General features: G+C 50.5%; 12 protein-coding genes. 3 read left to right on the top strand and 9 right to left on the bottom strand.

Features of this window, described 5'->3' with window-relative positions:
* The first annotated feature begins 1 nt into the window (after nt 1).
* The gene (locus KI809_RS00065) at nt 2-2974 is read left to right on the top strand and encodes a proline dehydrogenase family protein (RefSeq protein WP_214169486.1); all 2973 of its coding nucleotides are present in this window, start codon (nt 2-4) and stop codon (nt 2972-2974) included.
* 64 nt (nt 2975-3038) lie between these two features.
* Here KI809_RS00065 and KI809_RS00070 read toward each other — a convergent pair whose 3' ends face one another.
* From KI809_RS00070 to nadC, 9 genes are all read right to left on the bottom strand, one after another.
* Entirely contained in the window at nt 3039-3863 is an 825-nt protein-coding gene (locus KI809_RS00070) for a cytidylate kinase family protein (protein ID WP_214169487.1), read from the bottom strand.
* Between the two features lie 124 nt (nt 3864-3987).
* Entirely contained in the window at nt 3988-4671 is a 684-nt protein-coding gene (locus KI809_RS00075; RefSeq protein ID WP_214169488.1) for an MgtC/SapB family protein, read from the bottom strand.
* The gene (locus tag KI809_RS00080; protein ID WP_214169489.1) at nt 4661-5512 is read right to left on the bottom strand and encodes a GTP-binding protein; all 852 of its coding nucleotides are present in this window, start codon (nt 5510-5512) and stop codon (nt 4661-4663) included. The genes KI809_RS00075 and KI809_RS00080 overlap by 11 nt, the downstream gene beginning before the upstream one ends.
* Nucleotides 5513-5522: 10 nt before the next feature.
* The gene (locus KI809_RS00085) at nt 5523-6407 is read right to left on the bottom strand and encodes a hypothetical protein (protein WP_337833262.1); all 885 of its coding nucleotides are present in this window, start codon (nt 6405-6407) and stop codon (nt 5523-5525) included.
* Nucleotides 6408-7382 (bottom strand): SPOR domain-containing protein, encoded by a 975-nt coding sequence (locus KI809_RS00090; protein WP_214169490.1) that lies wholly within the window; start codon nt 7380-7382, stop codon nt 6408-6410.
* Between the two features lie 25 nt (nt 7383-7407).
* A complete protein-coding gene (fusA, locus tag KI809_RS00095; RefSeq protein WP_214169491.1) occupies nt 7408-9507 on the bottom strand; it encodes an elongation factor G in 2100 nt (699 codons plus the stop codon).
* A 42-nt stretch (nt 9508-9549) separates the two neighbouring features.
* Entirely contained in the window at nt 9550-10314 is a 765-nt protein-coding gene (locus tag KI809_RS00100) for a type III pantothenate kinase (protein ID WP_214169492.1), read from the bottom strand.
* Nucleotides 10315-10347: 33 nt separating this feature from the next.
* Nucleotides 10348-11349, bottom strand: a complete 1002-nt coding sequence (locus tag KI809_RS00105; protein WP_214169493.1) for a biotin--[acetyl-CoA-carboxylase] ligase — start codon at nt 11347-11349, stop codon at nt 10348-10350.
* Nucleotides 11346-12176 (bottom strand): carboxylating nicotinate-nucleotide diphosphorylase, encoded by an 831-nt coding sequence (nadC, locus tag KI809_RS00110; RefSeq protein ID WP_214169494.1) that lies wholly within the window; start codon nt 12174-12176, stop codon nt 11346-11348. Before nadC ends, KI809_RS00105 begins: the two co-directional genes overlap by 4 nt.
* Before the next feature lie 183 nt (nt 12177-12359).
* Between nadC and KI809_RS00115 the strand changes: the two genes are divergently transcribed.
* Complete coding sequence (locus KI809_RS00115; protein ID WP_214169495.1) at nt 12360-13703, top strand: HAMP domain-containing protein; 1344 nt, start codon at nt 12360-12362, stop codon at nt 13701-13703.
* Entirely contained in the window at nt 13700-14254 is a 555-nt protein-coding gene (locus tag KI809_RS00120; RefSeq protein WP_214169496.1) for an outer membrane protein assembly factor BamD, read from the top strand. Before KI809_RS00115 ends, KI809_RS00120 begins: the two co-directional genes overlap by 4 nt.
* The last annotated feature ends 7 nt before the right edge of the window (nt 14255-14261 follow it).

The following is a 14261-nucleotide window of genomic DNA, read 5'->3' on the forward strand; positions in this document are numbered from 1 at the left end:
AATGCTAGCTCCCTCCCTTAATGATCGGATAATAGCACGGGGCAAAAAGCTTTTTATTGCCATCCAAGATGAAAAGCCGTCACTGTTCGATTCCAGCACCTGGGTCGGCAAGGTGCTTGAATGGGCAATGAAGGACGAGCACTTCAAAAGCCAGTTGTTCAGGTTTGTCGATGTCTTTCCGGTATTGAAAAGCAGTGAGCGGCTCACCAGTCATATCCGGGAGTACTTCGGCGATGGCGAGCAGCTCCCGCCTGTACTCACTGCCGGCTTGAAGACCGCAGGTATGCTGGGGAGCTTCGGAGGGGCGTTACTCGGCAAAGCCCTGAGCGCCAATATCCATGGTATGGCTCGCCAATTCGTTATCGGCGAGACGACCGAGGAGGCTGTCCGCACCATCGAACACCTGCGCGGAGCCGGTTTTGCAAGCGCTGTTGATCTGCTCGGAGAGGCAACACTCTCCCATCAGGAAACGCAACATTACATCGATGTCTACCTGGAGCTGCTCTCGGCGCTGCAGGCAGCCAGTCACAACTGGCGCCCTTTTTTGGGGGAAGTCAGTGCTCACCACCTGGATTGGGGGCATGCACCGCAGATCAACGTTGCCGTCAAACCTTCAGCACTCTACTGTGTGGCTGACCCGCGCGATTTTGAAGGGTCTGTAGCGGCGATTGTTAAAAACCTCGAAACCATCGTAGCTGCAGTCAGGAAGGTTAACGGCTTTCTCTGCATCGACATGGAATCGACCCGGATGAAGAACATCACTCTGGAGGTGTATCGCAGAGTGAAACTCGCACATCCGGATTATCCCTATCTCGGAGTAGCCCTGCAATCATACCTTAGAGACACTGATCGGGACCTCGCCGAACTTCTGGAGTGGTCGCAACTCCAAGAGATCGCCATTGCCATCCGTCTTGTCAAAGGGGCTTACTGGGACTACGAGATGATAAAGGCAGGCCAAAACAGCTGGCTGCCGCCGGTATGGCTGTTGAAAGCTGAAACCGATGCTGCATTTGAACGACAAGCGCGACTGATACTCGAAAACCACGAGCAGTGCCATTTTGCCTGTGCCAGTCACAATATCAGGTCGATTGCCGCGGTGCTGGAATTTGCCGAGGAGTTGGCAGTACCGGCAAGCCGCTTTGAATTTCAGGTGCTCTACGGCATGGCAGAGCCAGTCAGGAAGGTACTGCAGCGAGAGACCGGCCGGATCCGCCTTTACTCACCTTACGGTAAGATGGTTCCTGGCATGGGATACCTGGTGCGCAGGCTTCTGGAGAACACCTCGAACGAATCATTTCTCCGGCGAAGTTTTGCAGAAAATGATGAACTGGAGCAACTGCTTGAGGACCCGGTCATTACTGCGGAGCGATACCGCAACCTTCAAACTTCCGACAGTGGAGCCACCTCAGGGCTCTTCAAAAATGAGCCGACTGCCGACTTTACAAAAATAGAGCTGCGGAAACAATTCCCGCAGCGATTAAATGACATTCGCGCCAAGATACCTGTTACAGCACCCCTCTTCATAAACGGGAGAGATGTCATGACCGACGCCCGGTTTGCTTCTGTGAACCCGGCACTGCCGGAGGAGATACTCGGCACGGTACATCGGGCAGACAGGACCCACGCGGCTGATGCAGTGGCATCGGCACTAACTGCTTTCCCTTCCTGGCGTGACCAACCAGCCAGCAAACGAGGGGCAATACTGCAAAAAGCCGCTTCCTATGCTCGCCGGCACTTGGTGGAACTGGCCGCCTGGCAGGTGCTGGAGATAGGCAAACAATGGGACCAGGCCTACGCCGATGTAAGCGAAGCCATAGATTTTCTTGAATTTTATAGCCAGGAGGCGATACGCCTTGCCAAGCCACAACTGTTAAGCAATGCGCCTGGAGAGCTGAATTTTCTTAACTTTGAGCCACGTGGGATTGCAGCAGTTATCGCTCCGTGGAATTTTCCGTTAGCCATCAGTTGCGGCATGACCGCTGCTGCCTTGGTGACCGGCAACTGTGTTGTTTATAAACCGTCAAGTCTGACGCCGTTGACCGGTCGCCAACTGGTGGAGATTTACACTGCAGCCGGCGTGCCTCCGGGCGTATTCAACTACCTGCCGGGTAGTGGTGATGATATCGGTGATTACCTGTCCGCACACCCGGATATCAACCTGATTGCCTTTACCGGTTCGGCCGAGGTGGGACTGGCTATCTGCGAGAAAGCGGCACGACGTCATCCTGAGCAAAAGGGGATAAAACGGGTTATCTGTGAAATGGGCGGGAAAAATGCTGCGATTATCGACGAAGATGCCGATCTGGACGAGGCCATTCCGCACCTGCTCCAGTCAGCCTTTGGGTTTCAGGGGCAGAAATGCTCGGCCTGTTCGCGGGTGATTATACTGGAAAGCATTTACCAGGAGTTCACCAACCGCTTTGTTGCCGCTGCTGCGGCTTTGAGAATCGGCCCGGCAGAAGACCCCGGCTGTTTCCTGGGTCCGGTCGCCGATCAGGCGCAACAACAGAAAATCCTCGACTATATACAGATCGGCAAAAAAGAAGGCACCGTTCTTTATGAAAGCACGAAGCCAGAGTCAGGGTATTATGTGCCGATTGTCATTCTAGGGGATATTAAACCCGAGCACAGGGTAGCCCAGGAGGAGATCTTCGGCCCGGTTCTTTCAGTGATGCGCGCCAAGGACTTCGGAGCAGCACTGGCTATTGCCAATGCCTCGAAATATGCACTTACCGGCGCGGTTTTCAGTCGTAGTCCGGCAAATCTGGAACGTGCAGCCCGTGAATTCCGGGTTGGCAACCTTTACCTTAATCGCGGTTGCACTGGCGCTCTGGTTGAGAGGCAACCATTTGGAGGCTTTGGCCTTTCCGGCGGGGGGACAAAGGCAGGAGGTAAAGAATACCTGCTCCAGTTCCTCAACCCACGGGTGGTGACACACAACACCGTGAGACGAGGCTTTGCGCCGACGGAATGACAGAGTTATATCAATCTGTTGCACACAAGCAGGCTATCGGTGATAAAAAATAGAAGCGTTCAGGCTACTCACGAATCTTAGGAGAAACATTCGCCACCTGCAACTGATCATTGACCCGACTCACCCCTTTTACCTTGCTGATAATCGACAGTGCGGATTTACGCTCATCTTCAGAATGGACATGGCCTGAAAGAGTAACGACCCCATGGTCTGATTCTATATTGAAATGAAGATACTCAATTTCCTGTGATTCCAGTAGCGCGGTTTCAACCCGCTTGTTAATAATGATATTGTCAATAAGCTCGCGGCTGGTGGGGGCGGCATCTTTGAAACGCGGGTCTTTTGCAGCTGCGACAATGCTGTCCACGATCCATGCCGGCGTTAGATTCGACGTATTATAGATCAGATCATAACCGAGAGGATCATTCCAATCCCGGTTGAAATAAAAATGAATAAACCCACCACGTTGATGATCACTTTTCCTGATCAGATGACGGGCAAGATCCGGATCCATCCATTCGCGCTCAGCAAGCATCTCCACCCGCTCTTCAAACGGTGCGATAAAACGAATGCGGAGGACATTACTCAAGCCGCTCAAAAGATCCTGCCCTCCTCGCCCGTAAATAATCACATTCCCCTTACGGGCAAGATCGAGGATAATCAGCTCAATTTCATTCAGGTAGGCTGCCTGCTGCCTGTCCTCGGCGGTAATGTACACCGGAGGCTTTTCATCAACCCGTTCAAGAATTTCCGGACTAAGGCCGTACTTGCTGCCTAATTCAGATATTTTGGACCCGTCTACAAGTGTATATTTTAACTTTTTAGCTACATCCTTAGCTATGCTTAAGGCACCAGTGCCCATTTCACGAGAGATGGTAATTATTGGCATTGAATGCTTCCTCCTGATTCAATAGTCTACAGAATGCCTTGGATAAAATGCAGCAGATGCTAGCATGTAATCCCCAACGGTTCAAGAGGGATGGCGTATATCGACTCAGGCCGTGGTATTTGATTTATTCAAGTCGTATCTTTGTGACCCCTTCAAGCAAAGAGAGTTGGTCAGTAAGACGACCACATTCTTCGCGGGACCGGCTCTTTACATCGATTTCCAGAAGCACAGACTTCTGCGCAAGATCCTTCTCGATTACCAGAGTAACAATTTCCATCTTGCATGCAGTTAGCATCTGTTCTACCCGAGTAGTCTGTCCCTCGAGATCATCAGTCCAGACAATGATTCTGAAATAGGTGTCCTTTTTCAAGCGGTTTTCAAGCTTTTTCAAAAAAACCAGATTAAGAACGGCAAGTGACGTGACTAAGACCGACGTCGAATACATCCCGACCCCAACAGCCACTCCGACTGCTGCAGCCACCCAAAGACATGCTGCGGTTGTTAGGCCGCGAATTGATGCCTTCTCCCGAATAATTGCTCCGGCGCCGAGAAAACCGATTCCAGTAACTACCTGTGCGGCAACACGGCTCGGATCGACGCCCAATGGCCCCTGACCGGTCAAATTACCGAATTTCAAATAGAATGAAACCGACGTGATAACGAACAGGCAGGACCCAAGAGATACCAACAGGTGAGTACGAAACCCGGCAGGCCGTCCGTGAACCTCGCGCTCCAAACCGATTATGCCTCCGAGTATCGAAGCAAGCATCAGTTTTACCGCTATGTCAAGGCTCAGTTCAATAGCCATGAATCGAAATTTTTAAGGAGGCTTTGGATGACTTTCCGCAGCAGGTAACATTCAAACCGATCGACAAAATCCCGTCGGTAGAAATCGTCGGAGCGCCGGCAAATGAAAGGACAGGAGACTCATCATCCAATGGCCGGGCCATCTCGCTCAGCGGCTTAACTGGGGCCGATGGCTCAGCAACAAGATCGACTGACATTTTTTCAGCTCTTGCGGGGGAAAGCTCGCAAAGTCCCCTTGCTGCCGGTTGCAGGGAGAGGCCGACACCTTCTAGGTTGGCAATGACCCCCTCCAGGAGTTCACACAGCGGATCAAGTACGGCATCAGCGGAGAGCGAATCAACAGGGAAGACCGGTAGAACATCAAGCTGCAACCCAAGATCTAGTTGATCCAGGGGCAATGACTCAGGAAGATCCTGTTTAGAGCAGATAACGACAGCAGGCATATCCTCAAGCTGTTTGCCATTAACACTAAGTGCAGCCTGCATCTGTTCACATGCCTGTCTATTGGCATCCTGACGGGATACGCTTGAATCAGCGACAAAGGCAACGCCGTCTACTCCCTTTAGCACCATTTTCCAGGCGCTGGCCTGAGTTACCTCACCGGTAATGGTGTAGACATGGAGACGAAGCGCATATTTATCGGTATCTCCACCTAGCGCATGGGTAAAATCGAAAAACAGCATCTTATCCTGTTGGAGCGACATACTTCGCAGTTGACCACGATTCATTATCGGCAATCTGGAACAGATAGCCTTTAAGAGAGTGGCCTTGCCGGCGCCTGCCGGTCCGCACAATACTATTTTCGCATTAATTTCGCGTTTGGCATGATTTACGAGTGCCATGTAAAGCTCCCTATTTCTTGTTCTTGTTCAAAAGTAACCGCCTGGCCTGGGTTGCGATGACAGAAGATATGTTTTTACTCTTGGCGAGAGAGGCCAGGTCCTTTTCGCTTAGTGTTGCCAAGAAACGCAAGGCTTGAGGAAGAGGAGTTTTGTTGTTTTCCACCAGAGCCTTACGGATGTTATAGTTTTTGACCCATTCCTTGTTGGAACAGATAACGCGAATGATATCATCATTCTGAACAGCAGATTTCGCAATAGTGATGATCTCTGAATCCGTTATGCGCGGGTTCTTAACCACTCCGCCGCTTACGAGCTTGTTTGAATCCTTGATGAGTATGCCTCGCCACTCTTTGTCTCCGGTGAGTGCCATTTTGATTTTTTCGGCAACCCCCATGGACTGGGCAAGCTGATATTTGGACTTGAACTCCTCTTCATCGGCTTCCTCTTCTTCAAATTCCGGCGGAGGCTGCTCCCCTTCCGGGGTTTCATCAAGGGAACTCAAGACCCCATAAAACTCAGTAGCCGTCGTGACACCATGCAAAGACAAAAACTCCAGCGTCTCAACGGCTACTGATGGATGGGAAGCAATAACCTCACCTATTGCCGTGTCATTGCAATGCAGCCGGGAAAAAATTTCCAAAAGATATGGATGAGTCTCCGGTGCTTCCAAAACCGACATGAGCCGATTCCCCGAAAGACCTCTAATACTGGCTATTGCCGCCTCGGCTATCTCAGTGTCGGTATCGTGGCTAAGATACAATAAAACCGCGCCCAGATCCCCGGCTTCCAGAGGAATCTTGCCTCTGGCAGCCTGCATCCTGAATTCGCGAGAAACTCCTTCAGCGATGCAGCGCGATGCCTCAACAGAGATATCAAGGTGCAAAGGCTCCGGCACTTATTTGGCAACCTTCTTAGCTTCTACGGCAACTTTTAGCTTACGAAGCCGTGTTACTATTTCATCAGCCTGCTTCTTATCCCGGGCCACAGCAGCAATACCGATTACCGACATCTTCACCTTTGCCTTTTTAAGGGTTGCATTTAGGCCTTGGCCGGCAAGTCTCTTTATTTCGCCCTCGGCCCTGTTCTCCTGATCGTAGGATCCGGCATAAAGCTCATACTTACCGGCAACAGGGAGGAGAAATGCGCCTGCAGAGATTTTCTTTATTTTCTCAAGCTCTGAGTATGCCGATTGACTGTCATCAAACTCACCGACAAAGAGGCGCTTCATTGACTTCTCTTCTGATATCTGCTTCTTTACAATCTTCTCTGCTTTCCCCTTTTTCAACTCGGCAACAACAGCCTGAGCCTTGTCCTGGGCTAAGATCCCGGATACCAGTATCTGGTAACTAGCCTCAATCGGGGAAGTAACAGCCGTCGGCTTGACAGCTGCTTTTTTAGAACTCTCATCAGTGCCAACGGCTTTCTTCAAAGGCGGTTGAGCTTGTGCGCTTGCCGGTTTTTCCGGCTTTGCCGGACTCTGGACCGGTGGCGGAACCTTCTTCTGCTGGTCAGCTACAGGCTTTGCCGGAGGAGTTGCAGCCTTTGGCGGCAGCGGTGGCGGAGAAGCCTGCGGTTTAGCAGGAATAGCCGCGGGTGCGGGAACTGCTTTTTTAATGTCTTGAGTCGACGGCACCACCGCCATCTTGCTGTCTTCGGCAGCAGGCCTTGGAGGAATTGGCTGTTTTACTTTCTGAACCGCTGTTGGCAACGATTTCTGCTGAACATCACGCTCCTTGATCACTCCTGTAAAAAAATAAAGATAACCCAGGAGTGCGATAAGGGCAGCCAGTATTCCCAGAAGCAGGTTCTGGCTGGCGCCAACTTCTCCGTTGCGTCGATTGCGGGTCGTCGGCCCAATATCATTCTTCATGAAACCCTCCACTGCATTTTAAAAATTAATCAGCCTTCTTTGAGTGAAAGCCATTTGCCTCTGCTTCAGCGATGACTTTCTGAGACAGATGCGTCGGAAGATCTTCGTAATGAGAAAACTCCATGGTGAACATACCGCGATCACTGGTCATAGAACGCAGGTCATTGGAGTAAGCAAGCACTTCAGACATCGGTACCACACAGCGGATAATCTGGGAATTTGCCTTGGGCTCCACTCCAACTACCTTGCCACGGCGTGAGTTGATGTCGCCAATAACATCTCCCATGTTTTCGTCAGGAACCGTTACCTTCATATTCATGATCGGTTCGAGAATAACCGGCTTGCAGAGTTCCATTGCCTTTTTGAAAGCCATGGAACCGGCAACCTTGAACGCCATCTCGGATGAATCGACCGTGTGAAATGATCCGTCAACCAGGGCAACCTTGAAATCCACCACAGGGTATCCGGCCAAGTACCCGTCAACGCAGGCCTCCTGAATGCCTTTGTCTACGGCAGGGATGTACTGACGTGGAATTACCCCGCCAACAATCTTGTCCTCAAAAAGATATCCTTCGCCTCTCGGCTGTGGGCCCATTTCGATCCAGCAATCTCCATACTGGCCACGCCCGCCGGACTGCTTCTTGTATTTACCCTGAACACGGGCATTGCCCCGGATAGTTTCAAGATATGCAACCTTCGGTGTTTTCAGAAGCACTTCGACATTGAACTTGCGCTTCAACTTCTCAACTATAACATCAAGGTGGACCTGGCCCATGCCGGATATTATGAACTCTTTGGTCTGGGTATCGCGATGAGATTCAAGCATCGGCTCTTCCTCAATCATCTTGTGAAGAGCACCGTGAATCTTGTCTTCGTCCGCCTTGGTCTTGGGCTCGATAGCATAGGAGATGCAGGGTTTGAGAAGCGGAGCAGGCTCATAGACTATCGGCTTATTTGCGTCGCAGAGCGTATCACCGGTTATGGTCTCCTTCAGTTTTGCCACAGCAACGATATCGCCGGCAACAGCCTGTTTAATGGACTTCTGCTTCTTGCCTTCAAGTTCGTAAATCTGGCCAATCCGCTCTTCAACTCCCTTTGTCGAATTGTAGACTGTTGAGTCAGAATTCAGCACCCCGGAATAGACACGGAATATGGTAATCTTCCCGGTGTACGGGTCAGACGTTGTCTTGAATACCAGGGCTGAAAACGGTTCCGACTCATCGGGAGCTCGTTCTTCAAGCGCTTCGGTCTTTGGGTTCTTACCCACGGCCTTGGTACGATCCAGTGGCGATGGCAGGTAGGCACAGATTGCATCGAGGAGTTGCGGCACACCGATATTCTGGGTAGCAGAACCGCAGAGAACAGCGGTAAAGGTGTTACGCATCGTTCCGACCCTGAGGCCGTCGATGATCTCCTCTTCTGTAAGTTCACCAGCCTCCAGATACTTCTCTGTCAAGGCATCGTACGCTTCGGCAACTGTTTCCACCATCAGTTCGCGCAGCCTTTTTGCCTCGTCAAGGTACTCCGCAGGAATTTCTATTTCAGAGAACTTGCCTGACTGGTCCTTGTTGAAGCGATAAGCTTTCATCTTGATCAGGTCAATGACCCCCTCAAGGTTTTCTTCTGCACCGAGAGGAATCTGTATCGCAACGCCACGGGCCTTGAGAGCCTTCTCCATATCATCAATTGCCCGGAAAAAACTGGCCCGTTCCCGGTCCATCTTGTTGACAAAGGCAATGCGCGGAATCTCAAACTCGTTGGCCCAGTTCCAAACCTCTTCTGTCTGGACCTTGACCCCGGAAATAGCGGAAAGGATCACTACCGCGCAGTCCAGGGTCCGCATGCAGGCGCGCGAGTCAGCGATGAAATCGCCATAACCTGGAGTATCAACAATGTGAATAGAGTGGCCGTCCCATTCGCAGTGGTCAAGTGAAGAGCTTATTGATATCTTGCGCTTGATCTCCTCAGGCTCATAGTCCATTGTTGAGGTGCCGTCATCAACCCTCCCCAAACGATCGATCATTCCGGCATCGAAAAGGATTGCCTCAGAGAGGGAGGTTTTGCCGGCCCCCCCGTGTGCCACAATTCCCAGGTTACGGATCTTGCTCGTGTCGTACTTGGCCATCGGACTTTCTCCTTGCGTTTGGGATGTATACTGCAAAAACAGCTATTTGTTTCTTTCGTATAAGATCCTCAGCCCCTCCAACGTAAGAAATTCCTCGATATGCTCTATGGTCTTGGACTCAGGGGCTATCAATTTCGCGAGTCCGCCGGTTGCAAGCACTGTCGGATTATCGCGACTCTCCCCTTTCATCCTGGTAACGATCCCGTCCACTAAACCTACATAGCCGAAGACAATACCTGCCTGCATGGAGTTTACGGTATTTTTGGCAATTACCGACGCAGGTTTTGCTATCTCAACGCGTGGCAGTTTACTGGCTTTTTGAAAGAGTGCTTCCAGGGAAATCATTAGCCCCGGGGCAATCGCGCCACCGCAGTATTCCCCTTTGGCATTCACGTAATCAAAAGTAGTTGCGGTTCCAAAATCAACAATGATAAGCGAAGAGTGGTATCTTTCGTACCCTGCAACGGCATTCACGATACGGTCGGCGCCAACTTCCTTGGGGTTGTCATAATGAATCGGCATGCCGGTTTTGATGCCCGGACCAACGACAAATGGTTTATGCCCGAAATACTGCTGGGCAAGATGTTCGAGAACTCCAGTCAACGGTGGGACTACCGAGGAGATGATAATACCGGCAACAGATTCAGGATCCAGGCCAGACATCCGGAAAAGATCATGGAACAGAATCCCATATTCGTCATGGGTTTTCGCCTTGTCCGTAGCGATCCGCCAATTGCGCCGCAAAACGGCATCTTCATATGCCCCAATGACAATGTTGCTGTTACCGACATCTATAACAAGCAGCACTCTGACCTCCACTCTCTTGATAAATCCTGATAGTCACAGGACTTTTACATCCCCTGCCAGTACCCGCGCCATGACACCGGATTCTTTTCTTACCAGGAGTGCCCCGGAGTCGTCTATCCCGGTTGCAACCCCTTCAATCTGCTCACTTGTTCCACTGACAGCAACCCGACAGCCTATCATGCCGCATCTGGCGACCCACTCGTCACGGATAGGACCGTAACCGTTATTCAGATAATCAGTGTAGAGTGAATCGAGAGATTCCAGAAGCTGGCGGACAAACTGAAGACGGTTGATCTTTCGACCAGACTCTATTGCAAGAGATGTTGCCGGATAGCGCAAATCTTCAGGGAACTGGTCAGGCAACATGTTGAGATTGACGCCGATACCGAGAATCACGAAATTAACCCGCTCGGTCTCGGCACTCATTTCGTTGAGAAGCCCTGCCACCTTCTTGCCGTTCAAAAGGATATCGTTAGGCCATTTGATAAAAGGCGGGGTCGCAATAGAGGCTTCTATGGCCCGTGCCACAGCAACTGCAGATAAAAAGGTGAGCTGAAAAGCATCAACCGGCAAAATCGGTGGTTTGAGAATAAGAGAAGTGTATAGGTTTACCCCGGGAGGAGAATGCCAAATGCGGCCGAGCCTCCCCTTACCCTGAAGTTGGGAATCAGCAACAATGACGGTTCCTTCTTCAGCGCCATCCTCGGCAAGACGATAGGCTTCGCTATTCGTAGATCCTGTTGACGGCAGGCAGATCACCTTGCGGCCCAGAACCTTTGCGTCAAGGCCTGCGGTTAAAGCTGCTGAAGTGAGGATATCCGGAGTTGACACCAGTCTGTACCCTGACGAATGACGTGCTTCTATATTGTACCCCTGCAACCGCAACGCCTTGATATGCTTCCAAACTGCGGTTCTCGATACCTTGAGAATGGTGCTCAACTCTTCGCCGGAAACAATACCCTCCCGCTCAAGGAAAAGCTCAAGGATCTTCCTGTCTATTGATTGAGCTGGGGGATTCGCTTCCCGATTTTTCAATACTCCTCCAGCAACATGGAGATATCCATGGCCCTGGCTGAATGAGTCAGAGCCCCGACGGATATGATATCAACACCAGTATCGGCTATAGCCCGGACAGTTTCGAGAGAAACCCCTCCGGAAGCCTCCAACAGGACCTTGCCATCCACGATGGAGACAGCGCGGCGCATCGTATCAAGATCCATATTATCGAGCATTATAATATCGGCGCCGGCAGTTAAGGCTTCCTCAACCTGAGAGATTGTTTCCGTCTCAATCTCTATCTTGAGTGTGTGAGGAATGTAAGCTCTGGCGGAATTGATTGCCTGCGTTATTCCTCCGGCAGCTGCTATGTGGTTCTCCTTGATCAGGACGCCGTCGTACAAGCCAGTGCGGTGGTTTATTCCCCCGCCAACCCGCACAGCGTATTTTTCGAGCACTCGAAGCCCGGGAGTGGTTTTCCTGGTATCAACGATGCGCGCTTTTGTTCCTGACACAGCCTCGACGTATCTTGAGGTTAATGTCGCAGTACCGCACATCCGCTGCAGAAGGTTCAGAGCGACCCGTTCGCCTTGCAGCAGAATAGAGGCATCGCCTTCCATTTCGGCGATAACAGCCCCTTGAGGGATTTTGTCACCATCGGAGTTCTTTTGCGCGAAAAGTACATTCTGATCCAGGATCTTGAAAACTCTCTCGGCCACAAGTATCCCGGCAAGAACGAGCGCTTCCTTGGCAACCAGTCGTGCTTTAGCATGCCGCTTATTGGGAACAACGGCTAATGTTGTGATATCTCCGGTATGGATGTCTTCATGAAGGGCATTTTCAATAATCCGGTCGATTCCGGTCATAAGAAAACTCCAAGATAGGGTAGGCAACATATAACACAGCTTAGGCTGCCTAGCAACCGCTAATGAAGGGCTCCAAGCCGCTCAACAAAACTAGATAATTTCCTTGAAACCAGGTATTGCTGATGCTCAATGAACCGTCTCGCAGGTTGACTTATACCTCCCCCTGAACTAGAATGACCCGTAATGAACGCAACTAATGGCTCTACAACCACAATCAAATCAAAATCTTACACTCGTCTCTCCATAATTCGGAAGATCATTGTCGGATACTCGGCAATGGCGCTGTTTTCTATTGCAGCTCTGGGGTTCTCAATAAACGGGCTGGTATCACTGCATCGAACGGCCAAGGAGATTGCCCGTACTGATCTGGTATTTATAAGCAATCTCCAGAGACTGAGAGAATCTTTGGTTGCGCAAGAGCGTTATGCCGGCAAATTCCTGATTCTCGGGAGCAGCGAATTTCGTGATTTTTTTAATTCTCGGTCTCAGGAGTTCTGGAAAATCTTGAACGCCATGCAGCGAGAGAAAAACATTCCTGAGCTCCCTTCACTTTCCGCACTTTACACAAAATACCAAGCAGCCTCCATAGAGGTTTTCGCGAACAAGGAGAGCGATCCCCAACCGATGCAAAAGGTTGGCGTACAAACCCTGGCAGCAATAGATGCTATTTCGGTGAACGAGCAAAAACGTCTTAATTCAAAACTGGAAGACGCCGATCGTCGTGAAGAATCCACGCTGAATCTCACATTGATCCTTTCTTTTACCGGGTTCCTGCTTGCCACTGCAGTTGCCGTTTTTGTTACCTATTCCATATCGTCTGCCATAAGAAAACTGAAAACTGCGACCCACCGAATAGCTGAAGGCGAATTTGACTATGATCCGCAGATCCCTGAGGGTGATGAAATTGGTGATCTGGCCAGAGATTTTACCCATATGGCCGTACGCCTCAAGGAACTGGAGCAGATGAGCCTTGATGCCAGCCCTTTGACGCGGCTTCCCGGCAACATCGCTATTGAGCGAATTCTCAACAAACGCCTCTTAAGTGATGAGCCGTTTGCGGTGTGCTATGCTGATCTCGACAATTTTAAGGCATACAACGACCGTTATGGTTACATCAAGGGAAGCGAACTGATCAAGCTCACCGGGGAGATTATCTACGAAGAGGCCTCGAAATATGGCGGTGTTGATTGCTTCATAGGGCATGTTGGTGGTGACGATTTCGTCCTGGTCCTCTCTGAGGATAATTTTGACCAGGTTTGCGATGCCATAACTGCTCGTTTTGACCGTGAAATAGTTGCGCATTACTCAACTGAGGATGCAGAACGAGGCGCCATCGAAGGGAAAGACCGGTACGGGGTGCAACGCATATTCCCGTTGATGACCATCTCGATAGCGGTGCTGGTGTGCCAGCAGGGAGAGTATGATTCGGCTGTTGAGATTGCCCGAACAGCAGCACAGATTAAAGATCACGTCAAAGTCCAGCCGGGAAGCAATTACTTCGTCAACCGGAGGAAACTTAACAGATGAAGCGTATATCCTTGTGCATTGCTGCATTGCTCCTTCTCGGAGGGTGCACATTCATAAAAGACAAGTTGGGTTACCCTCGAGAAGACAAGCTTGCTGAGGCAATAAACCAGCTTGAAAAGGGTAATGAGACAGCTGCAAAAAACCTGCTTGTAGACATCAGTAACAGCCGATACTCGGTTGAAGGGGTGACCGATGATGCACTTTTCCGCTTGAGCCTGTTGCAATTACGCAGACACAATGAGGCAGAGACCATGCAGAGTATTCAAAAACGGCTAACAAAGCTCCAGACAAATTTCCCGGATAGCCAATGGTCAAGGCTGTCTTGGCCACTTACCGAATACATCACCCAGATGGAGAGTTCGAGAAACGAGCTGAAAAACCTCAAGCAAAAATACAACTCGCTATTAAAGGAAAACAAGGAGTTATCTCTTGCCAATCAGCAGATGCAGAGCGCGAATCAAACCCTGACCAAGGAAAACAAGGAAATAAATCTGAGAATTGAAAAGCTCAAGTCACTTGATATTGAGCTGGAAAAAAAGAACCGGAGATAACGAATCG

The sequence above is a fragment of the Geoanaerobacter pelophilus genome, from assembly GCF_018476885.1.
In the GTDB taxonomy this organism is placed as follows: Bacteria; Desulfobacterota; Desulfuromonadia; order Geobacterales; family DSM-12255; genus Geoanaerobacter; species Geoanaerobacter pelophilus.